At 35.5% G+C, this 24,453-nt stretch carries 19 protein-coding genes; 5 read left to right on the top strand and 14 right to left on the bottom strand.

The window, feature by feature from the left end:
- Positions 1-285: 285 nt before the first annotated feature.
- The 5 genes from JZO69_RS07430 to glgB form a co-directional block, all read right to left on the bottom strand.
- A complete protein-coding gene (locus JZO69_RS07430; RefSeq protein ID WP_207112256.1) occupies positions 286-2,103 on the bottom strand; it encodes a glycoside hydrolase family 13 protein in 1,818 nt (605 codons plus the stop codon).
- 15 nt (positions 2,104-2,118) lie between these two features.
- The gene (gene glgA / locus JZO69_RS07435; RefSeq protein ID WP_207112257.1) at positions 2,119-3,558 is read right to left on the bottom strand and encodes a glycogen synthase GlgA; all 1,440 of its coding nucleotides are present in this window, start codon (positions 3,556-3,558) and stop codon (positions 2,119-2,121) included.
- On the bottom strand, positions 3,555-4,706 hold the full coding sequence (glgD, locus tag JZO69_RS07440) for a glucose-1-phosphate adenylyltransferase subunit GlgD (protein ID WP_207112258.1): 1,152 nt from the start codon (positions 4,704-4,706) through the stop codon (positions 3,555-3,557). The genes glgA and glgD overlap by 4 nt, the downstream gene beginning before the upstream one ends.
- On the bottom strand, positions 4,696-5,838 hold the full coding sequence (locus JZO69_RS07445; protein WP_207112289.1) for a glucose-1-phosphate adenylyltransferase: 1,143 nt from the start codon (positions 5,836-5,838) through the stop codon (positions 4,696-4,698). The genes glgD and JZO69_RS07445 overlap by 11 nt, the downstream gene beginning before the upstream one ends.
- A gap of 103 nt (positions 5,839-5,941) precedes the next feature.
- Complete coding sequence (glgB, locus tag JZO69_RS07450) at positions 5,942-7,825, bottom strand: 1,4-alpha-glucan branching protein GlgB (RefSeq protein WP_207112259.1); 1,884 nt, start codon at positions 7,823-7,825, stop codon at positions 5,942-5,944.
- A gap of 471 nt (positions 7,826-8,296) precedes the next feature.
- On the opposite strand from glgB, the gene JZO69_RS07455 reads away from it, so the two are divergent.
- Positions 8,297-9,043: a glucose 1-dehydrogenase gene (locus JZO69_RS07455; protein WP_207112260.1), complete on the top strand. Its 747-nt coding sequence runs from the start codon at positions 8,297-8,299 to the stop codon at positions 9,041-9,043.
- A gap of 65 nt (positions 9,044-9,108) precedes the next feature.
- Here JZO69_RS07455 and alaS read toward each other — a convergent pair whose 3' ends face one another.
- Positions 9,109-11,748: an alanine--tRNA ligase gene (alaS, locus tag JZO69_RS07460; RefSeq protein ID WP_207112290.1), complete on the bottom strand. Its 2,640-nt coding sequence runs from the start codon at positions 11,746-11,748 to the stop codon at positions 9,109-9,111.
- A gap of 570 nt (positions 11,749-12,318) precedes the next feature.
- Between alaS and JZO69_RS07465 the strand changes: the two genes are divergently transcribed.
- The gene (locus JZO69_RS07465; protein ID WP_207112261.1) at positions 12,319-12,873 is read left to right on the top strand and encodes a hypothetical protein; all 555 of its coding nucleotides are present in this window, start codon (positions 12,319-12,321) and stop codon (positions 12,871-12,873) included.
- Positions 12,874-13,007: 134 nt separating this feature from the next.
- Here JZO69_RS07465 and JZO69_RS07470 read toward each other — a convergent pair whose 3' ends face one another.
- Positions 13,008-14,117 (bottom strand): DUF7278 family profilin-like fold-containing protein, encoded by a 1,110-nt coding sequence (locus JZO69_RS07470; protein WP_207112262.1) that lies wholly within the window; start codon positions 14,115-14,117, stop codon positions 13,008-13,010.
- Between the two features lie 93 nt (positions 14,118-14,210).
- On the opposite strand from JZO69_RS07470, the gene JZO69_RS07475 reads away from it, so the two are divergent.
- Positions 14,211-14,660: a GNAT family N-acetyltransferase gene (locus JZO69_RS07475; RefSeq protein ID WP_207112263.1), complete on the top strand. Its 450-nt coding sequence runs from the start codon at positions 14,211-14,213 to the stop codon at positions 14,658-14,660.
- 74 nt (positions 14,661-14,734) lie between these two features.
- Here JZO69_RS07475 and JZO69_RS07480 read toward each other — a convergent pair whose 3' ends face one another.
- Positions 14,735-16,087, bottom strand: coding sequence for a DEAD/DEAH box helicase (locus JZO69_RS07480; RefSeq protein WP_207112264.1), 1,353 nt, complete (start codon positions 16,085-16,087; stop codon positions 14,735-14,737).
- A 66-nt stretch (positions 16,088-16,153) separates the two neighbouring features.
- On the bottom strand, positions 16,154-17,329 hold the full coding sequence (locus tag JZO69_RS07485; RefSeq protein ID WP_207112265.1) for a VanZ family protein: 1,176 nt from the start codon (positions 17,327-17,329) through the stop codon (positions 16,154-16,156).
- 187 nt (positions 17,330-17,516) lie between these two features.
- Here JZO69_RS07485 and JZO69_RS07490 point away from each other — a divergent pair, with 187 nt between their 5' ends.
- Complete coding sequence (locus JZO69_RS07490; RefSeq protein ID WP_207112266.1) at positions 17,517-17,840, top strand: hypothetical protein; 324 nt, start codon at positions 17,517-17,519, stop codon at positions 17,838-17,840.
- Positions 17,841-18,018: 178 nt separating this feature from the next.
- Here JZO69_RS07490 and JZO69_RS07495 read toward each other — a convergent pair whose 3' ends face one another.
- The 4 genes from JZO69_RS07495 to JZO69_RS07510 all read right to left on the bottom strand — a co-directional run bounded on the left by JZO69_RS07495 (position 18,019) and on the right by JZO69_RS07510 (position 21,860).
- Complete coding sequence (locus JZO69_RS07495) at positions 18,019-18,363, bottom strand: zinc ribbon domain-containing protein YjdM (RefSeq protein ID WP_207112267.1); 345 nt, start codon at positions 18,361-18,363, stop codon at positions 18,019-18,021.
- A 156-nt stretch (positions 18,364-18,519) separates the two neighbouring features.
- Positions 18,520-19,365, bottom strand: a complete 846-nt coding sequence (locus tag JZO69_RS07500; protein WP_207112268.1) for a histidine phosphatase family protein — start codon at positions 19,363-19,365, stop codon at positions 18,520-18,522.
- A 208-nt stretch (positions 19,366-19,573) separates the two neighbouring features.
- Positions 19,574-20,524: a DHH family phosphoesterase gene (locus JZO69_RS07505; protein WP_207112269.1), complete on the bottom strand. Its 951-nt coding sequence runs from the start codon at positions 20,522-20,524 to the stop codon at positions 19,574-19,576.
- Between the two features lie 13 nt (positions 20,525-20,537).
- Entirely contained in the window at positions 20,538-21,860 is a 1,323-nt protein-coding gene (locus JZO69_RS07510; protein WP_207112270.1) for a DRTGG domain-containing protein, read from the bottom strand.
- Positions 21,861-22,390: 530 nt separating this feature from the next.
- On the opposite strand from JZO69_RS07510, the gene JZO69_RS07515 reads away from it, so the two are divergent.
- Entirely contained in the window at positions 22,391-23,827 is a 1,437-nt protein-coding gene (locus tag JZO69_RS07515; RefSeq protein ID WP_207112271.1) for an MFS transporter, read from the top strand.
- A 73-nt stretch (positions 23,828-23,900) separates the two neighbouring features.
- Here the strand turns inward: JZO69_RS07515 and JZO69_RS07520 are convergent, their stop codons facing one another.
- Complete coding sequence (locus JZO69_RS07520; RefSeq protein WP_430733255.1) at positions 23,901-24,284, bottom strand: phage holin family protein; 384 nt, start codon at positions 24,282-24,284, stop codon at positions 23,901-23,903.
- Positions 24,285-24,453: the final 169 nt, after the last annotated feature.

Raw genomic sequence — 24,453 nt, forward strand, 5'->3', positions numbered from 1 at the left:
GTTCGAGTGAAAATACAAAAAAGAGACGAAGATTTCCTTCATCCCTCACTAATCAATAAATAAAGATAGATATACAGCAGTCTATCGGATATTTTTTATGAGTTAAGATAGGTATCAAACATAGGTATGCTAAAGAAGCCATCTAAAAATGGTTGTTTATTCTTCAGCTATTCATTTCCTTAGGTTAGATACTCACACTCACAAAAACACCTCTATGGCTTTCTTTGACTATTCATTTCTCGCTAAAAGTATACCGCAGTTTTTTTGGTTGGTCAATAAAAGAAGTTACAGCTTCCCAGAAATAAAACAACAGTCATAAGCTGCAATTTCTAATTCATCTAAAATCGTTTCGATTTTTTCATCAGTCAACGGACAACTTTTAGTAAAGCTGAAATCAGCAACATTGATTTTTTTTGCGCAGTTGTTTGGGTTTAATACATATAGTGCATAGTTGCTTGAATCATAGCGCAAGATTCCCAATAATTCTTCCGTATAAAAAGGAATAAACGCACCATATTTTAACACTTCTGTTTTCTTGCGAACGTTAATCCAATGTCTAAAGCCTTTTTCCATTGTTTGATCTTTGTTATCCCACGGAAAATACTTTCGATTTTCAGGGTCCTTTCCTCCTGTTAACCCAGCTTCATCGCCATAATACACACAAGGAATTCCAGGTAACACAGTCAGTAGCGAAAACGCACTTAACGCTTTTGTTTTATTCCCGTCCATCATTGTTAATAAACGTTCCGTATCGTGAGTTCCTAAATTATTAAGGTTGTTATAAAAAATGTCAGTAGGATAATTTTCTTCTAATGTCGTTATATTTTTAGTCGCTTTTTCAGGTGTCATTTCTCCTCTAAGCAACGCCAAAATCGTCGTGCGAAAAGGGTAATTCATCACACCATGTAAACTATCGCCAAGGATATACTGCCGTCGTTCATCATAGGCTATTTTATTTGATGCATCTTCCCAAACTTCTCCCAGTAAAATTTTGTCAGAATACTGATTTAGATTTTGACGAATCCCTTCGATAAAAAAATCGGGTAGTTCATCAGCAACATCTAAACGCCAGCCATCAATTCCAAAACGATTCCATTTTGCCAATACACTGTCTGATTCTCCATAAATAAACGCTTGAAACAGACGATTTTTTTTGTTGATTTCCGGCAAATCATCAAATCCCCACCAAGATTCATAAGTCTTCGGATAATCAGTAAAGGTAAACCAAGGATAATAAGGACTTTCTGGATCTCTATAGGCCCCCGTTTTTTCTCCATAACTGCCATCATAATTAAAGTACATACTATTTTTCCCCACATGATTAAACACGCCATCTAAAATCACATGCATATCATTTTCATGTAACAAATCTACAAGTGCCCTAAATTCAGTTTCATCACCCAACATGCCATCGATTGCTAGATAATTTGCTGTATCATAACGATGATTGCTAACTGATTCAAAAATAGGATTCAAATAAATAGCAGTCACGCCCAGCTCTTTTAGATATGGAATTTTTTCGATGATTCCTTTAAAATTTCCCCCTTGAAAATCCCAACGGACGATGTTGCCCGTCTCATCTTTGATATACATTGGCTCATCAGTATGTCTGCCATAAATAAATGAATTTTTCTTTGGATGATCGATCAGATTATGTGCATTACCATTATGAAAACGATCTGGAAATATTTGATAAAAAACCGCTTCTCGATACCATTTAGGCGCATGATCTGCTTGAGAAAAACAAGTAATTTGATAAGGTACAACTGAATATTCGCTTTCATAAAGTTGTCCTTCCCCACCAAGCTCTTTCGTTGCTCCGTAGAAAAAGGAATCCTTTTTTTTATGACCTACAAAATAATAAAAATAAAGTCCTTTTCCTTGATCAAATACGTAAGAACATTGGTAATTACCTGCTGCATCACTTTCCATTTTTATATAATCACTTTTTTGACCACTATTTTCTTTATGAATCACAAAATAAACATCCTCGATCTCATTGCTTTGAATAAAAATTGAAAACTTCATTTGTCCGTTTTGTTCAATTGCTCCAAAAAGATCTTTATGTTGTTTTAGCCATGAATTATAATAAATAGTTGTCATTTTTTCACCTACAATTTATGATGATTGATCCATCTCTTGATAGAGATCCAAATATACTTGGGCCGATTTTTTCCAGCTGAAATCTTTTTTCATAGCCATTTGGATCAGCTGCTGCCAAGTTTGTTGATCGTCCCGATACAGATCCGTCGCAACAAGTATACTGTACATCAAATAATAAGAACTAAATTCAGAAAAACCAAAGCCTGTTCCACTTTTGGTAATCGGATCAAATGGAATTACCGTATCTTTTAATCCGCCTACTTCATGAACGATTGGTAAGGTTCCATAACGCATCGCAATCATTTGAGATAAGCCACAAGGTTCTGTGGCTGAGGGCATCAAGAATAAATCTGAGCCTGCATAAATCAACTGTGCCAAAGAAACATCGAAGGTAATGTTCGCACTAAGCTTGTCTGGATAACGACTGGAAAAATAACGGAAAGAATTTTCGATTCCTGTATCTCCTGTTCCTAATAAAACGACTTGTACATCTTTTTCCAGCACATTCACTAATTCATCCAAGATTAAATGAAATCCTTTTTGGAAGGTTAAACGACTGACAATTCCGATTAGCGGTACATCCTTTCGCAGAGGCAAATTCATTTTTTTCTGTAACGCTTGCTTGTTTTGCTCTTTGCCTGACCGATCTTCTAATGAATAATTGAATGGAATCAACTTATCTGTTTCTGGGTCATTCATTTCATAATCGATTCCATTCAAAATCCCACTTAATTTTCCTTGTTCTAAACGTAAAATCCCATCTAAACCAAAGCCAAATTCAGGCGTTTTGATTTCCTCTGCATAAGTAGGACTGACAGTATTCACTCGATCTGCATACATAATACCGGCTTTTAAATAATTGATACCATCCCCAAAACGAGCAGCCCCGTCATAAAATCGATCGATCCCCATTCCAAACAAATCAGGCAGCAAATCTTTACTGTAAGCACCTTGAAACTCAATATTGTGAATCGTTAAAATCGATTTGATTGTGTGATAAGTGTCGATTTCTTGGTATTTTTCCTTTAACAAAAAAGGAATCATCGCTGTATGAAAATCATTGACATGAATCACATCAGGAATAAAATTAATTTTTTCCAACATTTCAATGATAGCTAAAGAAAAGAAGGCAAAACGTTCCCCATCATCGTAGTAACCGTAAAGATTTTCACGGTCAAAATAATACAAATTATCAATGAAATAATAGGTAACACCATTTAATTGTAGTCGTTTAATCCCGCAGTATTGATGCCGCCAACCAACATCTACATAAAAATCAATGACGTCTTCACATTGATTTTTATATAGATCAGGCATTTTCGTAAAATAGGGTAAAACAACTGAAATCTCCACACCTTTTTTGGCTAACTCTTTAGGCAAAGCACCAGCTACATCACCCAAACCTCCTGTTTTAAAAAAAGGCGCACATTCTGCTGATGCAAATAATACTCTCATGACTCTCCTCCATAAATATCAGTGGAAACAACTTGGTTCTTTTTGATCACAATTGGTTTTTCAACAGTGCCGGAGATTTTGACTCCTGCTTCAACCGTTACATTTTTATCTAGTATGGCGTATTTGATTATTGCATCTTCAGCAATTTTCGCATTAGCCATCACGATCGAATGTTTGATTTTTGCGCCATTTTTTACTGTTGTTCGTCTAGAGATCAAGCTATTTTCCAAACTTCCTTCGATAATACAGCCTGTTGCGCATTGACTATTTTTTACATGTGAAGATTCGGAATAATAAGTGGGTACTTCATTTTTAAGTTTGGTATAAATTTTTTGTTTTGAATACATTAATGAATTGAATTTATTAGAATCCAGCATATCCATATTCGCACGATAATAAGAAGTAACATCGTGAATATTACTTAAATATCCTGTGTATTCATAAGCCGTCGTTGGTTCTTCCGCTATTTTATTTTGAAGAAATGTGTGCATACTTGGTGAGCTATCATTTTTTTGACCGTTTTTCAATTGATCGATCAACCATTCGGTTTGAATAATATAAATATTCATACACAGGTTTAAGCGTTCAGCTTTTTCTGCTGCACCTTTAAACCCATGAATTCCCGTAGCATTGCCGTCTTCATTGACTTGAATAATACCTTCATCTAATGATATTTTTTCACGTTCCATTCGTTTGTATACAACTGTCATTTGATTTTTTTGGTTTAGATGACTTCTTAACACTGCACGTAAATCAATATTGCATAACATATTGCTGCCCATAAAAACAGTAAACTCTGATTCTGATTTCTCAAGATAATCGATCACTGAATCAAAATAGGGAAGTCCTTGTGCTTTTTCTTTTAAGAATTCCTGATAAAAGTAAACGAAATATCGATTTTGCAATGAATCTAAATTCCATTCTTTTCCCCCACCGATATGATCAAAGACTGAACGAGTTTCACCTTCGTTGAATACCATGAAAATCGAATTAATATTTGCATTTGCGATACTAGAAAGTGGAAAGTCGATCAATCGATATTTACAATCAAAAGGCAACGTATCTAAAGGTCGATTTTCAGTTAATGGTAATAATTTTTGGAACCTTGATTCATTTCCTAAAATGGCACACATTTTTTTAGTCTTCATCACTTTGCACCCCTATTACTTCAGAATAACCGATCACTTCAATGTCATTTTCGTTATAAACCACTGCGTTATCACCGATGATCGCATTTTCGCCAATGATTGCATTTTTAATACGTACGTTTTTGCCAATCGTTGCACCAGGCATGATTACGCTACTTTCAATTGTTGAGCCACTTTTTAATTGAACATCTGTTGAAAGAATACTATCTTTGACTGTCCCCGCTACATAGCAACCGTCAACGATCAATGAATTACTGACGGAAGCTGTATCCGTAATAAAATGAGGCGGTGAAATTGTATTTTTTGAAAACATCCGCCAGCTTTTATCTCGCATGTTCAACTCATTTTCCAAGCGGATAAATTCCATATTAGCTTCCCACAAAGAATCAATTGTTCCAACATCTTTCCAATATCCGTCAAAACGGTAAGCATACACATTTTCTCCAGCCTCTAAATAAGAAGGAATCACATGTTTCCCAAAATCAAGCATTTGACCGTCTTTAGAATAACTATTTAATAAAACATTGCGTAAGCGACCCCAGTTAAAAATGTAAATCCCCATAGATGCTAAATTACTTTTAGGTTCAGCTGGTTTTTCATCAAACTCAATGATTCGATCATTTTCATCCGTATTCATGATACCAAATCGTGAAGCTTCTTTAATCGGTACTTCGATAACTGCCACACTCAATGAAGCATTATTGGTAATATGTTCTTCTAACATTGCTTCGTAATTCATTTTATAAATGTGATCTCCAGATAAAATCAATACATATTGAGGGTCCATTTGATCGATATAGGAAATATTTTGATAAATGGCATGTGCGGTTCCTTCAAACCATTTTTCACCATCAGAACTGGAATAAGGTTGTAAAATGGTTACGCCAGAATCAATACCATCTAACCCCCAACTTGCGCCATTTCCAATATGGTTGTTCAACGCAAGCGGTTGATATTGAGTAACGATCCCAACATTTTTAATTCCCGAGTTGATACAATTGCTTAACGTAAAATCAATAATTCGATATCTGCCTCCAAAAGGTACAGCAGGTTTTGCGATATTTTTTGTTAATTTTCCTAATCGAGTACCTTGTCCTCCGGCTAAAATCATTGCTAGCATTTCTGTTCTCATCTGCAACGGGTGAAATTTCACCCTGCCTCCTTTCAAAAACATCCATTCTTTTAAAATCATATTTTTAGACTTCGTTTGGAAATTGGTTTATTGCTTTATCGCTTTACGTACTGATTTGTTTTGGTTTCAAAATAATTGCCCCCAAAGAAGGAACAATCGTTTTGATCTGATAATCAAATTGTTTAAAAGGCTCCTTAATTGTTTCACTTGTTTGGTTGTGAGCGGTCCAAGTACCGCCATATTCTTTCATCTCCGTATTTAGGACTTCTTCATACGTTCCAGAAAAAGGTACTCCAACCACGAAGTTCTGCCTTTCTAGTGGAGAATAGTTTAAGATGACAATTAAAAAATCTTTTTTTGTTACTCCTTTGCGGATAAAACTCAAGACAGTTTCTTCGTTATTATCTGCGTCAATAATCTCAATCGTTTCTGGGCAATGATCCGAAATCCACAAAGCTTTTTCATTTTTATAAAACGTATTAAGTGTCTTTGTAAAATGCTGCATGCTTTGGTTCATCTCATCATCAAGGTCGATCCATTCCAAACGTTTATCAGACTTCCACTCTAAAAACTGCCCCCATTCACTGCCCATAAATAACAGCTTCTTTCCAGGGTGAGTCATCAAATAGACGTAAAGATTACGAAGTTGTGCGAATTGTTTATAGCGATCACCCCACATTTTATGCATCAGACTTCTTTTCCCGTGGACTACCTCATCGTGGGATAATGATAAAATGTAATTTTCATTCATCATATACATAAAAGAAAAGGTCAGCAGACGGAAATTATATTTCCGAAACGCAGCATCCATTTCATAAAAACGCAACGTATCGTTCATCCAGCCTAAATTCCATTTATAATCAAATCCTAAAGCCCCGCTTTCGACAGTTCCAGTTATTTTAGTCTCCGAGGAACTCTCTTCTGCAATCATGATCACATTGGGATGATTCAATTTAACAACAGCATTTAGCTTCTGCAAAAAGTAAAACCCATCCCAATTACGGTTACCGCCTTCTTGATCAACAACTACAGGCCCCTCATCATAATCAAGATAAAGCATATTAGAAACGGCATCCACACGTATGCCGTCAATATGAAACATTTCGATCCAATACAACGCACTGGAAATCAAAAAGCTCTGTACTTGAGGTTTACTTAAGTCAAAATTAAGCGACCCCCAACGAACATTTTTCGCTCTAATTGGATCGTTATACTCAAACTGAGGTGTTCCATCATAATGAGCCAACGCATCATCATTAATGCAAAAATGTCCTGGTACCCAATCAATCAACACACCAATATCATTTAAATGACACTCTTCTACAAAATCCTGAAACTCCTCTGGTCGTCCATAATAAGAGCTCAGAGCAAAATATCCAATCAACTGATATCCCCAAGATGTTCCTAACGGATGTTCCATCAAAGGCATAAATTCAATATGAGAAAAGCCCATTTCTTTGACATAGGGAATCAATGTCTCCTTTAATTTTTTAAACGTATACGGTGTCCCGTCCTCTTCAGTTTGCCAGGAACTTGCATGGACTTCATAAATGTTTAATGGTCGTTTAAAATGATCGGTCTGTTTACTACGGTTTTGCCAAAGTCCGTCATGCCAGTTTTTTTGAGGAATTGTGTGGATCACCGCTGCATTGTCAGGACGTTTTTCAAAAACAACTGCAAAAGGATCGGTCTTGTAAACTTCTCTGCCATCTACTTGTTTCACTAAGTATTTATAAAAATCGCCTTCTTTTGGACTAGCCGTAAAAATTTCCCAGACACCAAATTCTTCCGCTTTTTTCATAGGTAAAGACTGGTCCCAATGGTTAAAGTCACCCACTAACCATATTGCCTGCGCATTCGGTGCCCATACTCGAAAAAAGAACCCTTCTTGCTTCTCATGAAGCGCTTGATGAGAACCAAAGTACTGTTGACTATAGAAATTTTCACCTGTTTCAAAACGTTCTATCGAGCTTTTTTCATTAGGCATTTGCTTAGCCTCACTCTCTTTTATTAACGTATTTAGCCTTCTTTTTTACTTATCACAATTAAAATAACAAGAATTTTTTTCAAGGTAGCCAAAAAAGTTACAGAAAATATTCTTTTCTTTCTGAATTTTTCAAAAGAAAACGCAATAAAATTTCTGAAACTATAACTGATTTTAAGAATCTACAGGTAGAAATGTTCACCGATAAGCAAACTTATGTAGTATTTTATTCAGCCATTGTGACAGTTATTCATACTTCTAACTGATTATGATTAGACTAGGCTGAGTAAGCTTATCTTAAATCTAACAACAAAATGAAAAAAAAGAAAGAAATATACTTTCAAATTTATTGCTATTCAATCTAGATTTGCGCTGTTATTCGTTCATCTATCTCGCTTAAAATTTTACTTTTAACCAATCTGATGATATATTTAATTCAAAAAGAAAAATATTATTTTAAAGGAGCATTTCAACGTGAATATTTCATTTGAAGGAAAAGTAGTCATTGTAACTGGATCAACCTCAGGTATAGGTGCGGCAACAGCAGAAGCTTTTGCTCAAGCAGGAGCACAGGTTATCGTTTGTGGGCGAAGAATTGACAAAGGTGAAGCTATCGTCGCTCAAATCGTGGAAAGTGGTGGCAAGGCTTCATTTATTCAAACTGACGTAAGTGATGATTCTAGTATGGAAAATTTAGTTGCAAATGTCATCAGGGACTATGGGCAAATAGATGTCCTCGTCAATAATGCAGGCGTGTATAAGTCTTTTGCTTTTGAAAATATCAATATGGAAAAAGAATATGAAGAAGTTTTCAATGTCAATGTTAGAAGCTACATCTATTTGTCTAAACTGGTTTTACATTACATGTTGGATCGAAAAGAAGGCAATATCATAAATATTGCCTCAGTCGGTGGATTAAACGGTGGGCCTGGAATTGCAACTTATTGTGCGTCCAAAGGAGCCATTTTACAATTGACTCGTTCAATGTCTAAAGAATTTGGGGGACGTGGCATTCGCGTAAATAGTGTATTACCTGGTTTGATCCACACTGAAATGATGCCAGAAGATGGACCAATGGATCAAATTATAGATACCATGATCCCATTAAAACGAGCTGGTGAAAGTCAAGAAATTGCTCAACCGATTCTTTTTTTGTGTAGTCCATACGCCTCCTTTATCAATGGGGCATCTATTGTGATCGATGGCGGACAAAGTGCCTAAAATTAATAAAAGGGAGAACAAAGCCATCTCAGCTTTGTTCTCCCTTTTATTTTTGGTACTCTTATTTATTTTGCTAACCAATTTGCTACTTCAGTTAAAGCATCACTGATTCCAGTCGGATTTTTACCGCCAGCTTGTGCCATATCTGGACGGCCACCACCGCCACCGCCGACTTTTGGTGCTATTGTTTTGATTAAGTCGCCAGCTTTTAATCCTTTTTCATTTGCGGTTTTAGTCATAGCTGCTAATAAGCTGACCTTATCCTCTTGAGCTGTTGCTAAAACTAAAACATCTGACAACTCTTTTTGTTTCCATTGGTCTGCTAATTGACGTAATTGATTCATATCTTTTACGTTCACTTGTGCAGCGATATAAGTTGTTCCATTGATTTCTTTGATATCTTTGAAAATATCACCTGCTTGTTGATTGGCTAATTTGCCTGCAAGTTGTTCGTTTTCTTTTTGTAAATCACGTAATTGTTGTTGTAACTGTTCTGTTTTTGACACAACTTCTTTCAATTGAGGTGATTTAACAATTCCTGCAATTGCTTTTAATTGTTTTTCTTCTTCGTTCATTAACTCGTACGCTTCTTTGCTCGTTACAGCTTCAATCCGACGAACGCCTGCACCGATTCCTGATTCAGAAACAATTTTGAAAATACCGATATCTTCTGTATTTGTTACGTGTGTTCCACCACAAAGTTCGATTGAATAGCCACCGATATTGACAACACGGACTTCTTTACCGTATTTTTCTCCAAATAAAGCCATTGCTCCCATGTTTTTCGCTGTATCGATATCTGTTTCAACTGTTTCAACTGGAATTGCTTCCCAGATTTTTTCATTAACGATCGCTTCCATTTGAACTAATTCTTCTGCTGTAACTTGACCAAAATGAGTAAAGTCAAAACGTAAGTGTCCTGGAGCGACTAATGAACCCGCTTGATTGGCATGGTCGCCTAAAATGTCTTTCAATGCGCGGTGTAGTAAATGAGTTGCTGTATGGTTTTTCAAGATACGATTACGCATTTTTTCGTCTACATGTAATTCGTAAGTTGCACCTTCAACTAATTTTCCAGTAACTTGAACTGTGTGTAAAAATTGACCATTTGGAGCTTTTAAGACATTTTCTACATGAGCAACAATTGTTCCATTTTGATCTTTGATAGTTCCGTGATCAGCTACTTGTCCACCCATTTCAGCGTAGAAAGGTGTTTCAGAGAAGATCAATTGTGCTGTACCTTCTGAAAGTTCACTAAGAATTTCTTCGTCTTTTAAAATAATCAAAAGTTTGCTTGTAGCTTCTAAGTTCGTATAGCCGACAAATTTACTTTCAACTTTAATGTCAGTCAAAACAGCTGATTGAACGCCCATTGATGTTGCTTTACTACGAGCAGAACGAGCACGTTCTCTTTGGGCTTCCATTTCTTTTTCAAAACCTGCATGATCAACTTTTAAGCCAGAATCTTCGGCAACTTCTTCTGTTAATTCAACAGGAAAACCATACGTATCATATAATTTAAAGATTTCTTTTCCGTTCAAGGTATCTTCATTGGCTGCTTTTACTTTTGTGATCAATTCATTTAAAATATCTAAACCTTCATTGATTGTTTCATGGAAACGTTCTTCTTCTGTACGAACTACTTTTTCGATAAATTCTTTTTGTTGCAGAACTTCTGGATAATAACTAACCATTACGTCACCAACAACTGGAACTAATTTGTATAAGAAAGCTTCATTGATTCCTAATTTTTTCCCATGCATAACCGCACGACGTAATAAACGACGTAACACATAGCCACGACCTTCATTTGAAGGTAACGCGCCATCTCCAATTGCAAAAGATAAGGCACGAATATGGTCCGCAATCACTTTAAACGAAATATCTGTTTGCGGTGATTGACCATATGTTACTTGTCCGCTTAATTTTTCTACTGCATGAATAATCGGCATGAATAAATCTGTTTCAAAGTTAGTTGGTGCATTTTGAACGATAGAAACCATACGCTCTAAGCCCATGCCCGTATCAATGTTTTTATGAGGTAGTGGCTCATAAGTATCATCTGCTTGGTGGTTAAACTCGGAAAATACTAAGTTCCAAATTTCTAAATAGCGTTCATTTTCGCCACCAGGATAGTTTTCTGGATCATCTTCTGCGACATCGTTGAAAGACTCACCACGATCATAGAAAATTTCTGAATCTGGACCACAAGGACCCGCACCGATATCCCAGAAGTTATCTTCGATATCAATGATATGATCCATCGATAACCCAACTTCTTCATGCCAAATACGTTTTGCTTCAGTATCTTTTGGATAAACTGTGACATATAATTTTTCAGGATCAAAAGCCATCCATTCAGGAGAGGTTAAAAATTCCCACGCCCAGTGAATTGCTTCTTTTTTAAAGTAATCACCGATCGAAAAGTTTCCTAACATTTCAAACATAGTATGGTGACGTGCTGTTTTCCCGACATTTTCGATATCATTCGTACGAATCGATTTTTGAGCATTAGTAATTCTTGGATTTTCGGGAACGACAGATCCGTCAAAGTATTTCTTTAATGTCGCCACACCTGAGTTGATCCATAACAAAGTTGGATCGTTTACTGGAACTAATGATGCACTTGGTTCTACTGAGTGTCCTTTTGATTTGAAGAAGTCTAAATACATTTGACGAACTTGACTACTTGATAATTGTTTCATTGTTCGATTCCTACTTTCTAAAATAAGTGATTGGTATTGGATTTTGTGCAACAAAAAAGCGGCATTCACTGCAACACAAGGACGACAAATCGCGGTACCACCTTGTTTGCAATGAAGTCGCTTGACATACATTCATTACCTCTTAAACTCGCTAACGCTGAGTGACGTTGGTATTTCTACCAAAATTTAGTTAAAGGGAGCAATTACGTTTTTGCGTTATTCTTCTTTCAGCACTGAAGAACTTTCTGTAAACACTAAAAAACGAATCATATCCTTTAATCTCCTTACAAATTATAATGAAATTTCCAAAAAAAGTCAATGGGTTCCATTTCTTGCTAATCATTAGTTCTTTCATGATTGATTTGACAATATGGATCTCCAATATAATCAGACAACGTTCCTTTTTCAAAGTCACAATCATGGCTTATATTTTCACTCTCAATGAACAAAAAAAATTAATCAATGTCTTTTTATTTTTTTAAATTATCTTAATTATGTTATAGAAAACTTACACGTCACATGGTATACTCAATTAGTTACAAATATTATTTAAGTAAAAGGAGATTTTTAATGAAAAAAAAGGGTTTATTAACAGTTGGGGTTGGTCTCTTGTTATTAGCAGGATGTAATTCTTCAAAAACGGCAGACACTAGTAAATCTAGTGAACCAAACGTATCAACAGAAATTAGTAGCTCATCAAAAGAAGATGATCAGGATGAATCAACATCAAGCGAAAGCTCTACAGAAATAACTTTTTCAAGTTCTAAAGAAGAAACAAAAGCCTCAGAAAAAATTGAATCTACAGCGTTTCAGCCTACTGATGTATCAGATGAAACAATAAAATCAATCAAAACCTACGAAGATTACTTAACTATGTATCAGTCAATAATCAATAATTACTTGGCTGATTACGAAAGTGCAATCAAAGATACAGTATTATACGACCAAGCCGCTTTTGAAGCGCAAAAGCAACAATACGAACTGTCTTTTGAAACTCAGAAAAAACAATATGGCGACTATGGAAACAAGATACTGGTTGGGAAAGATTCATTAGTTGAATTTCTGATCAGCTATCGTGATGGCCTTGCTGAAACAACAAATAACCTAAAAAATTCATTACAATAAAAACATACTAAAAAAAAGTGGAGAGTCATCATAGAATGATTCTCTACTTTTTTAGTCAATGAATCCAAGCAAAAATTTCCAGCTTTCCATATCCATCTTCTTTTTTTAAAAGTTATTCTATTTGTTAAAAGACTTCATCGCTCAACTTTAATCACTTTTCGGTACAGATATTCGTTTGGCTGCAATTTTTGATCGATAGAAACCGTATGTGATGGATGAAAATAAGTTGATAAAGGTAACATCTTCTCAATCAAATACTTTTTTTCCACCAACTGCTTCATTAATTTAACACTTGAACGATCATCCGTCAGCTCAAAACGATTTTGTTCTGTATCAATCATTAAACCGAACATATTGGCGCCATCCATTTTATTTTTGATTTGCCTGCCAGACTCATTTTCTTGAAGTAATAACTCATTGCCCCAGCGGAATAATCGTCGAGTGCCACCACCAACCGCATACTCCCACTGATCTTCTGACAATAAATCAAATCCTTGTCGCTTGATTGCTCGTTTCAATTCTTCATGGGTAAAATCAAGATGGCTATAGACGAAATAATAATCAGATTCAGGTAAAAATTCTAAATAAACTTTATTTTTCATTAACAGGTTTTTAGGAAATGACCAGTTAAAACTTTCTTCCGCTGTCAACTCTGGAAAAAGCTGCTCGCAAATGAGCGTTTCATAAGGAACAAACTGTTCAACTTCACCTTCAAATGTGCCAGTCACCGTATCAAGAATGCCTAAAAATTCTGTGCCAGCTGGCAGTGCATATTTTTGAACAAACATCGCAGGAATCGCTACTTTTCTTAAATTCGTTGTGTGATCGTTTATATAATCTGAAATGCCTTCTAGCGATGTGAAATCATATTTCACATCCTCTTCTTCAATCCACTCAGAATTAGGCTGTATTGCTTCATTGGTTAACGTTGTTTTAAAGGTATTTTTTTCTAAACACTCCGCATCGAACCCTAATAATTCATGAGACCGTAAACCTTCTGCTCCCAAATCCCAACCAAGGATCGCTTCACTGTTTCCAGGAACAAAAACAAATAGCTCACCATCTAGTTCTAATTCAAATGTGCGACATTTAATTCCGTACAATTCAAAATTTACTAATTCGATCGTATTAACTTCCACAGTTGGCGGAACAAAATACATTAATAGTTGATGTAAAAGTACTTCTTTTTCAGGATCTTTCAAATTTTTCCAATTTGCCCATTCAACTTGTTCAAATAGGTCCACAATATCCCTCCTCGTGTGTTTCAAAAATATCTGTTATGATTAAGTATACCATTGAATGATTCTTTCATTAAGAAAATTATCTGGAGGACAAACATGCATATCCATTTTGGAAATGAACCTTGGCACCGTGCTGCTGCTTTCGCTTTACGTTACGAGGTTTTTGTATTAGAACAAGAAATTTCGCTACAAGAGGAGTTCGATGAATTAGACACTGATCAACGAAACTATTTTGTCGCCTATGATCAACGCCTTGCTCTTGGAACGATTCGTTATCAGAGCATTGATGCTACTTCTATCCAACCAGATCGACTTTGTGTAAAAAAGGAGTATCGCCAAAAAGGAATCGGGAAGCAATTACTTTTATTATTAGAAGAAAAAGCGCTAGCAGAAGGCTATGAGTTTAGTATTCTATCTGCTGAAAAAACAGCTTTGTCTTTTTACGAAGGATTAGGTTACCGTGTGACTTCTGAAGAATTTTTAGAAGATGGTATTCCGTGTGTGAAAATGAGCAAAAAAATACGTGAGCGAGACATAACTCTTTGAGTCATCTCTCGCTCACGTGAAATTTGGACAAAAGCTAGGCCCACAAGTAATTTACTCTGTCCCATCTCTTACTTCTATTTATAGCTATTTTTTTTAGATTTTTTCGCTGTCCGCGTTTGCTGACGACGTTCAACTTTACGTTTTTGTTTGTTGCTAGCTGAAATAGCCCATTCGATTTTCTTTTTGTAGCCTGGTTTGATTTTTTTCTTTTTCTTTTTCACCAAACCAATTAAAGTCGGATCTTCTAAAGCATCTTTTGATTTTTCACGTTTTGTTCGGCGATTGCGATCATACGTATCAATCATTTCACCGTTTTTGATTTCCTTGGGATGAAACTCGATGCCTAACTGTTCCACTTCAGAAATCGCTTCTTCATCTGCTGGTGAATAAAGAGTGATCGCTGTTCCATCTAAGCCATTTCTTCCAGTTCTACCAACACGGTGAATAAAGAAGTCTAAATCACTTGGTACTTCCGCATTGATGACATGAGAAACACCTTCGATATCAATTCCTCGTGCAGCTAAATCAGTTGCTACTACATATTGAAATTCAAGATCTTGAACTTGGCGCATCACACGTTTACGTTCTCTTGGAGAAATATCCCCATGAATTTTTGCGACTTTCAAGCCTTGATCTTTTAAATAATCAGTGATTTCATCTACCCGTTGTTTCGTATTTGCAAATACGATCACTAGATATGGATGACCAATTGTCAACAGCTGATAAATCAAACGGTTTTTATCTTTTCCTTTAGTAGAAATCAACCAATTATCGATAGTTTCGGAAATAATATTTTTCGGTTTGATATGCTCAATCACAGGATTTTCCATATATTTTTTTAGGAAAGGTTTTAATTTTTCTGGAATTGTTGCAGAGAAAACTAGCATTTGCAATTTATCAGGCAAACGTCCAGCGATCTGATCAACTTCTTCTAAAAAGCCCATATCCAAAGTCATATCCGCTTCATCGACAACAAATGCAAAAGCTGTATGTGCTTTAAGCGCTTGTTCGTTCATCAAATCTAAAATTCGTCCTGGTGTTCCAATTACTACATGTGGTTGCTGATGTTTTAGTTTGGCAATTTGACGTTGCTTATCTGTTCCGCCAACAAAGTTCGTCACACGCATTTCAGGTTGACTGAATTTGGCAATTTGATTCGCTTCTTGATAAATTTGATTCGCTAACTCTCGACTAGGTGCCGTGATCAGAATTTGTACTTCATCCAATTGAGGATTTACTTTATTCATCAATGGTAATAAAAATGTATGGGTCTTTCCGCTTCCGGTTTGAGATTGCCCGATAACACTTTTGCCTTTTTTAATGACAGGAATCAATTTTTCTTGTACTTCTGTTGGTTGTTCAAACCCTTTATCCGCTAATGCTTCCATGATAAAATCGTTGAATTGAAATTGTTTAAATGAACTCATTTACCTCACCTCTTTCAAACTTGTTGTGTAAGTCCTCATGCATTATACCACAAAAAGTGCAAACCCTTATTGATTTTCTGTATTTTTCTCTCTTTTTATTGTACTGATTGTATAGGTATGACTCGCTTTTTCATAAAATAGCCGACGTTTTTTTCTGATTAGTACATATAAAATGTTGATGAAAAACAGCAACAATAAAAATGAACAAAACATAAATAACATAAAACTGACTAGCTGCAGCATCCGATTATCCGAATTCAACAAATCGGCTGGACTTGTCATGTATGAACTAATCAGACCATAAACAAAATACAAATACCCGTACCGAATAAATAGAGCCTTAAAACGAATTTTTTCATGCCCTTCTTCCACTACTTGAATACGCACAACTTTCTTGCCGATCGTTTCGCCATTCGTAATTTTCGGCAGTAACATAAACACTAAGAATACCATAATGAAAAACCAAACTTGTCCTTCTAATGCAGGATATCCTGCAAACCATTGTTTGTATTGAGGAATTAGATTTAGAAGAAACATTACAATTGTCTGAATGATTGAAATCACAAACCAATCAATCAAAAAAGCCACAAAACGCCTGAACAAACTGACGGATTGTCCTTTTTCATAAGCCACTTCATCCAATTCATCTCTTGTTGGAAATAAAAACGTCAGCATCGGTGTTATCGCATAGCCCACCATTCCGCCAAAGGTATTATTGATCAAATCATTGACATCGGCTAAACGATAAGGTCTCGGATAAATGAAATACAATCCGCTCAATTGGGTCAACTCGAAAAATAGCGACAAGAGAAAACTTGCTAAAACAACTTTTTTAAATGAAAATTTATAATAATAACGTAAGTACACACCAAACGGTACTAACAACAAAATATTGAAAAAGGGTTCCAACACAACACCTTGTTTAAGCGCTGGCACAAAAGTACTCGGATCATGAACATTTAGCACCGTTTCCTGTAAAAATCGACTGACAAAATAAAATGGCCGCAATTCCAAATACTGACTAGTATATTGCGCTACCTCAGCTCGAGATGGTAATGGTAAAATAATTAAAAAATATGCACATAATAAATAGAAAACAAATGAATAAAGAATAAGTGCTCTTCTGAATAAAAAGGTCCCATATTTTCGGTATTCACGAATAACAAGAACAAATGAAATCGCAAACGCTAAAAAAGGAAAGACAATTAACGCTGTTTTGATTGGTGCTGCATATACTGACATGGTAGTTCACTCCTTCTTCTTTAGTGTAGTAGAAAACAAGAGCTTTGTCATTTCTAACAACTACAGCTTTAAGAAAAAATATATTTTGCAAATTGGAAAAATTGCAGTATGATTGAATTATAGAGCTATAATCAATAGTACTTCTAACTAATTTTATTAGTCAATTTTTACATACGGAGGCTTTTTTATGTTAAATCCATACTTTGCTTTTGGCGTTCCTATCTTTTTACTTTTTTTATACGTTGCATTTGCTATTATTCGGAAAAAAAGTAAGATCCATTATATTGGGTTTGTGCTTTTATTGATTGCTACTTTTATGATGGCGTTTAGCTTTCAAGTGCTCCAAGGATTGTGGACTTTAGAGGAAAATCATTCCACTGAGCAACTAAACAATTTGAATTATTCACCAGAATTATTATGGGCCCCACTTATTTTAGGCGGTGTTTTAGCTGTTGTGAATCTTTGGCGTGGTGTTAAGAGAGTGCAGTCATTTCGAGATGATTCCAACTAGCCACAATATTAGAGAATAAAATGATGGCTAGAAAATTTTTCTTCTAGCTATCGTTTTTTTTATTACTGTATCAACTAAAATTTCCGTTATTTTAATCGAATCATAAAAAACAGGGTGCCTGAAGTAAAATTCAGACACCCTCTAAAAATTAATACCTTATATTTCGTAGACCTAAGCTTTAATTCTTCTTCACAAACTCAGATTTTAACTTCATTGGACCAAAGCCTTCAACTTTACAATCAATATTATGTCCATCAGCTGCATCAACGACTAAACGAATGCCTTTGACTTTTGTTCCTTGTTTGATTGCACCGCTTGCGCCTTTGACTTTCAAGTCTTTAATAACCGTTACATTATCGCCATCAGCTAAGACATTCCCATTGGAATCCTTGATAACTGCTGCTGTGTCTTCTGCTACATCTGTCGGTGACCATTCGTGTCCGCATTCAGGGCAAATCATCATGCCGCGATCCTCATAAGTGTAAGTTGAGCTACATTGTGGGCAACTTGGTAAATTTTCCATTTAAATTCTCCTTTTAATAGATCTGATAGCTATTATTCCTACTAAGTAAAAATAACAGCTTTCCTTCAAATTGTTGTCAATTCATTTTATCGTACTTCCACAGGAAAGGAAAGACCCATTTTATAAGGGAATTTTATGACTGATACTTTTGGAAGATTATTTACTTTCTTTGCCTTTTTCTACATAGGAAAGATCATTTACGCTATCAACTGTATATTTACCATCTCTGTACGTTACTTTTGAGACACTCGCGTTTTTCAATCCGCCATCTGGCAAATCTGCATTTTCATCTAATTCACCTAATAACGTAATAATACTCATTCCGTGAGACACAACTAAGACATTGCTTGCGCCTTCTTTTTCGGCATCTTTCACGAGATCATCTAGCCCAGCTGTTAAACGAGCAACGATTGTTTTACTATCTTCTGCTGGCCAGTTCACGCCTTCTTCAACATTTTTCTTATCTAAATCAGATAAGACATCAGCAAAATCGATGATTCCTTTATAAAAACCGACTTCTTTCATCCACTCATTATATTCTTCATATGTTTTGCCTTGTTCTTTAGCAACTGCTGTTAACATTTCTTCATTCATTAAGCCTTCATAGGTGCCAAAATTATATTCTCTTAAACGTTTGTCTTTTGTCATTTCTTTCGTTAATTTTTCTTGTCCGTTATTTTTTAATACCAGTTCAGCTGTTTCGATTGCTCGTCCACTATCACTCGTAACTACTTTATCAAATTTAACATCAGATAATCCTTTACCTAACTGTTCAGCAACTTCAACGCCTGCAGGAGTTAGTGGCGCATCGATCCAACCTTGAGACCGATCGACAGTATTCAACATTGTTTTCCCATGTCTGGCAAGATAAATCACCACTTCAGTATTATCTTTCTTAGCTGTATCAGTGTTCTTTTCTTCTTTTGCGGTTTCATTACTACCACACCCCGCTAAAACCATCGATAACATCGCCACACCAACAAACATTTTTTTAAATTTCATCATTCTCTCTCCTTTTTTAATTATCCATATTTTCTTTTTTTTGCTAACTAGTGAACAATTTTTTCTCATTAAAAAAGAAAAAACCCAACTACACCAAATAAAAAGATTTGGCATAATTAGGTTTAGCTTGTATTAAAACAATCACTATCCACTATTTAACTGACCCTAGTATAACGGATTTTCAAATGAATGTAAATGCTTTCAGTTGTTATTTTTTAAATTTTTCGCAAAGTGTTTGAATTTCATTATAAATTTCGTTTATTTCTTCTATGTCTTTAGCATTGGCCCCACTTGCTAACGGATGCCCACCACCATGATGTTTTTTGGCTAACTCATTGATTACAGGCCCTTTTGAGCGTAAGCGTACTCGGTAATAACCTTCTGGCTGCTCTACAAAAATGCCCCATGCTAATACTTCATCGATCACACCAGGTAAAGAGACAATTGCAGCCGTCTCTGAATCAACGATGCCGTATTCATCAAGTAAAGATTGAGGCAGAATCACCATAGCTGCTCCATGCTCGTCTACTTTAATATTTTGATACACATATCCAGCTAATTTCGCTACACTCATAGGAATTTGTTCCAATTCACGATTTAGTTCTGCTACGTTAAATTCATATCTCATCAATTTAGCTGCTACTTCTAAAGTATGCGGCGTTGTTGACGGGTATAAAAATCTACCCGTATCGCCAATGATTCCAGCATATAGTAAACGTGCGGCATTATCATTCATGATCAGCTCATCTTGATTAAGATCATAAAAATCTGCAATAATCTCACTACAGCTGCTTGCTTTCGTATTGACCCAAACTAACTCCCCATAAGGTTCATCGTTAGGATGGTGATCGATTTTGATTAATTCAGCGCCTAATTGATAACGATCATCACTGATTCTAGGAGAATTAGCTGTGTCAGTAACAATAACTAAAGCATTTTGATACGTCTCATCTGAGACTGTATCCATTTCAGCTAAAAATTCCAAGCCTTCAACAGGACCGCCTGCTTGATAAATATTTTTATCTGGAAAGCTCGCTCTCAAAATTTCTGCTAAGCCTACTTGGGAACCAATCGCATCTGGATCTGGTCGTTGATGACGATGAATAATGATTGTTTGATACGCTTTGATTTTCGTTAAAATTTCTTTTACAACATCCATGCTCTATTTCCTCCTAAGTGCGCTCCATTACTTGACACACAACAATTGCTTTAGCAACAAGCGCATTTTCCAAATAAACTTCAATGTCTAATTTTGCTGAACGACGCCCAATCTCTAACACTTTCGGACGGATATCCAACTCACTTTCTAATTGAATCAAACGCAAATAATGCAAACTCATTTGTTCGATCAAGACATTTCTTCTTTGATTAGTGATCATCGTACGCTGAGTTACATTTGCAATAATTTCACTCAATACTCCAAAAGAAATCGTCCCCACACTGTTGACCATTTGCGGTGCAACAGAAAACTTAAATTGAGGTGCTTCTCCTTTATTACCATCTTCGATGGGCATTACTTCACCGGAAATTTGATCAGAAATCGTATCTGCAATTTGTGGTTGCCGCTGAACTAGCTGCATGGCTTTCATCACATCTTGTCTAGACACAAAACCAACTAAAGATAAATCATCTTCAACGACTGGCATTACTTCCAAGCCATCCCAAATCATTTGATGACTAACACTGGCTACACTCATCATTTTTTTCACAACGATCGGATCTTTGGTCATGACTTTATCCATCGTTAACGTTTCCGCTTTACCTAAAACATCTTTAGCCGTAACAATTCCAACTAAACGCAGACTTTTATTGACCACTGGAAAACGTGAATGATGGGTATTTTCTGATAGTTCTTGGTAATCGGCAATTGTATTCGTTGAATATAGATAATTGGTTTTTTCTAAGCTCGTATATATATCGCTGACCAACATAATGTCTTTTTTGATCAATTGATCACTCAACGCTCGGTTGATCATTGTCGCTACCGTAAATGTATCATAGGTTGTTCTTAATACAGGCATTTCTAGCTCATCAGCAAGCTCAGCAATTTCGATTTCTGTATCAAATCCACCCGTAATTAAAACTGCTGCCCCATTTTCCAACGCTAATTTTTGAACTCCTTGACGGTTACCAACAATCATCAATGAGCCTGGTGTAATATATCTTGTCATCGCCTTTTCAGTCATTGCACCAATCACAAACTTATTTAAGACTTTGTCCAAACCAGATGAGCCACCTAAAACATCGCCTTCGATGATTCGAACAACTTCGCCAAATGTCAGTTTTTCAATATGTTTTTTTAATTTCCGTTCAATTCTGATCGTTCCTACACGCTGGATCGTTGACACTAAACCAATATTTTCAGCATCTTTGATTGCTCGATAAGCCGTTCCTTCACTAACACCAAGATTTTTTGCGATGCTTCGAACGGAAATACGATCGCCAATCGGCAATCCTTCAATATATTTTAATATTTGATCATGTTTCGTAGCCATAATATCCTCCTCAATTAAAAGTGTTGTGGGACAATTTGTATCACTAGATTAATCATCTATATTCTTAAGCATCTATGCATTTGTTCTAATTTCTATAATCATTGCTTATTAATAAAAATCAGAAAAGATCTGTTTCTGGACAACTGATCTGTTTTAATCCAAGGAAATCATCTACTGAAACAGTTATAACTTCCTTGCTGATTGACTTCACTTAAAAAGTATACCAAAAATTTCTACATTTTAGTACAGTTATTCTTTTTTTATTGTAACAGAAGTAAAAAATAAACAAATACATTTCTATCTCTATTTACGATCAATCACTCAAAATTCAATGAAATTGTCCTCATTATTTTTTTACTGACATTTTTTCAGAAAAAGGAGTATGATATATGATGGAATCTGAAACGATTACTACGTTTTGTTTCGATCGTATAAAATGTTCTACGCGTTTGTACCTATTCTTATGAAGTACAGATAAACGATAGAAGCAAATGAGATAAACTATTTACATTTTTAAAGGAGATGGATAGATGGAAACAGTGAATAGTTTTCAAGAAAATACAGAAGTGCAAAAAAATCGTTGGTGGATTTTAGTTTCGGTGGCAATGTTCACTTTCATGTCCACATTAGATGCCAGCATTGTAAATATAGCATTGCCGACGATTTCCAAAGATATGAATGTGCCGATGAATCAATCAGAATGGATCGTTTCAATTTATCTGATGATCGTCTGTGCTTGTTTATTACTTTTTGGGAAAATCGGAGATAGTTTTGGTAAGATCAAAGTATATCGGATTGGTACGGTTATTTTTACGATTGGTTCATTACTTTGCGGATTCAATCAGTCGCTGGCTTTTCTTTTATTTGCTCGAATTGTTCAGGGAATTGGTTCAAGCATGACCATGGCTACAAATTCAGGGATCATCACAGAAGTTTTTCCCTTTAAGGAACGTGGTCGAGCGTTAGGTTCGATTGGCGCCTTTGTCTCTCTTGGGTCAATTGCAGGACCTGGAATCGGCGGATTGATTCTTTCTCATTTTTCATGGCCTTATATCTTTTGGATCAATGTTCCTGTAGGAATCATTACTATTTTGATTGGTGAAAAGTTCTTACCAAAAGATATTATTAAAAGCGGCAAAAAAGTTGATATGCTTGGATTTAGTTTGTTTGCAGTATTTATTATGACTTTCTTTGGTGCAATTTTTATCGGTCAGGAAATTGGTTTTAATGCTGTTTTATCTATTGTATTGTTTGCTTTAGCATTGCTTTCATTCATTATTTTCTTGAAAATAGAAAAACAAGTCAGTCATCCTTTGATCACGTTTTCGATATTTAAGAACAAAATCTTTACAATGAGTTTGATTACAGCTGTTTTAATCTTTTCATCCAATTTTTTTGTTAATGTCGTGATTCCATTTTATTTACAAAATGCTCGTGGATTACCTGCTAGTAAAGCTGGTATGTTGATGATGGTCTTTCCTTTATTAATGGTTGTAGGAGCGCCTATCAGCGGCTTTTTGACAGACAAGATCGGGACGAAAATTTTAACTTTAGCCGGATTAGTTTTGTTATCGATTACGTCTTTGATGTATATGTTTTTAAACCAAGGAACCCCGCTTTGGTATTATATTTTAGCCACTGCCATCATGGGTTTAGGAAATGCGCTGTTTCAATCGCCGAACAACACAACGGTCATGAGCAGTGTTGCCAAAGAAGATTTGGGTGTTGCTGGAAGTATGAATTCTTTTGCCCGTAATTTGGGAATGGTTTTAGGAATTGCTTTGGCTACAACGATTTTATATAATGCGATGAGTGCGGTTTATGGTCAACGTGTGACTACCTTTATCAGTACACGGCCAGATATCTTTATTTTTGGTATGAGAATTACTTTCCTAGGTTCTTTTATTTTGTGTTTAACAGCTTTAGGACTGACTTTGTACCGCTCATTTAAGGCTAGAAAAATATAAAAAAAATGAAACTGTCGTAGAATAATCTATGCGCAGTTTCATTTTTTTATACACGCAGTAATTCTACTTGCGTTTAATCTTCTTCTTTGCCACTTTTGATACTCTTGATAAAGTCTTCAAACAATTCTGTTCCGATTCCCATTTTTTTATAATTTTCAAGAATCGATTTCAATTCCATCAACAGATAGCCTACGTATAAAACATAAATCAATCCAACTCCTGCACCTCCAGGAATCAACGGTGCCAAGGGAATAAAAAACATCAACAGCACCATACTTGCTACTTTGCGTAAAATTCCGTTAATACCGACTTTACTTAAAAAGTTTATTTTTGGATTGATTTTTGCTGCTAGGCTGCCGCTTAAAAAATCAATGATCATAGCAATACAAATCAACGTTAACACATAAATTGCTTTGTGATCCGCATCTACTAAAAAACGATCTAAATACTCAAACATCTTCATAATTACCACCTTTTTCATTATTTAGCTAAAATATTTGTTTTATCCATGTATCCGCTAGTTTAATTTAAATGCCTCGTATCAATGTTGGTTGAACACTTTTTAACTAGCGGTATGTTTATAGTCTATGCTATTTTCGAGTTGGCAAACTACCGGATTTCTCCCA

It is taken from the genome of Candidatus Enterococcus ikei, assembly GCF_017316105.1.
In the GTDB taxonomy this organism is placed as follows: Bacteria; Bacillota; Bacilli; order Lactobacillales; family Enterococcaceae; genus Enterococcus_L; species Enterococcus_L ikei.

Excerpts from the sequence above, each read along its gene's own strand:
- JZO69_RS07465 (WP_207112261.1), top strand. The coding sequence starts at position 12,319 with ATGAAAAAAAAGGGTTTATTAACAGTTGGGGTTGGTCTCTTGTTATTA.
- JZO69_RS07480 (WP_207112264.1), bottom strand. The coding sequence starts at position 16,087 with ATGAGTTCATTTAAACAATTTCAATTCAACGATTTTATCATGGAAGCA.
- JZO69_RS07495 (WP_207112267.1), bottom strand. The coding sequence starts at position 18,363 with ATGGAAAATTTACCAAGTTGCCCACAATGTAGCTCAACTTACACTTAT.
- JZO69_RS07445 (WP_207112289.1), bottom strand. The coding sequence starts at position 5,838 with ATGAGAACAGAAATGCTAGCAATGATTTTAGCCGGAGGACAAGGTACT.
- JZO69_RS07490 (WP_207112266.1), top strand. The coding sequence starts at position 17,517 with ATGTTAAATCCATACTTTGCTTTTGGCGTTCCTATCTTTTTACTTTTT.
- JZO69_RS07485 (WP_207112265.1), bottom strand. The coding sequence starts at position 17,329 with ATGTCAGTATATGCAGCACCAATCAAAACAGCGTTAATTGTCTTTCCT.
- JZO69_RS07505 (WP_207112269.1), bottom strand. The coding sequence starts at position 20,524 with ATGGATGTTGTAAAAGAAATTTTAACGAAAATCAAAGCGTATCAAACA.
- JZO69_RS07430 (WP_207112256.1), bottom strand. The coding sequence starts at position 2,103 with ATGACAACTATTTATTATAATTCATGGCTAAAACAACATAAAGATCTT.
- JZO69_RS07515 (WP_207112271.1), top strand. The coding sequence starts at position 22,391 with ATGGAAACAGTGAATAGTTTTCAAGAAAATACAGAAGTGCAAAAAAAT.
- JZO69_RS07475 (WP_207112263.1), top strand. The coding sequence starts at position 14,211 with ATGCATATCCATTTTGGAAATGAACCTTGGCACCGTGCTGCTGCTTTC.
- glgB (WP_207112259.1), bottom strand. The coding sequence starts at position 7,825 with ATGCCTAATGAAAAAAGCTCGATAGAACGTTTTGAAACAGGTGAAAAT.
- JZO69_RS07510 (WP_207112270.1), bottom strand. The coding sequence starts at position 21,860 with ATGGCTACGAAACATGATCAAATATTAAAATATATTGAAGGATTGCCG.
- JZO69_RS07520 (WP_430733255.1), bottom strand. The coding sequence starts at position 24,284 with ATGTTTGAGTATTTAGATCGTTTTTTAGTAGATGCGGATCACAAAGCA.
- JZO69_RS07500 (WP_207112268.1), bottom strand. The coding sequence starts at position 19,365 with ATGAAATTTAAAAAAATGTTTGTTGGTGTGGCGATGTTATCGATGGTT.
- glgA (WP_207112257.1), bottom strand. The coding sequence starts at position 3,558 with ATGAGAGTATTATTTGCATCAGCAGAATGTGCGCCTTTTTTTAAAACA.
- alaS (WP_207112290.1), bottom strand. The coding sequence starts at position 11,748 with ATGAAACAATTATCAAGTAGTCAAGTTCGTCAAATGTATTTAGACTTC.
- glgD (WP_207112258.1), bottom strand. The coding sequence starts at position 4,706 with ATGAAGACTAAAAAAATGTGTGCCATTTTAGGAAATGAATCAAGGTTC.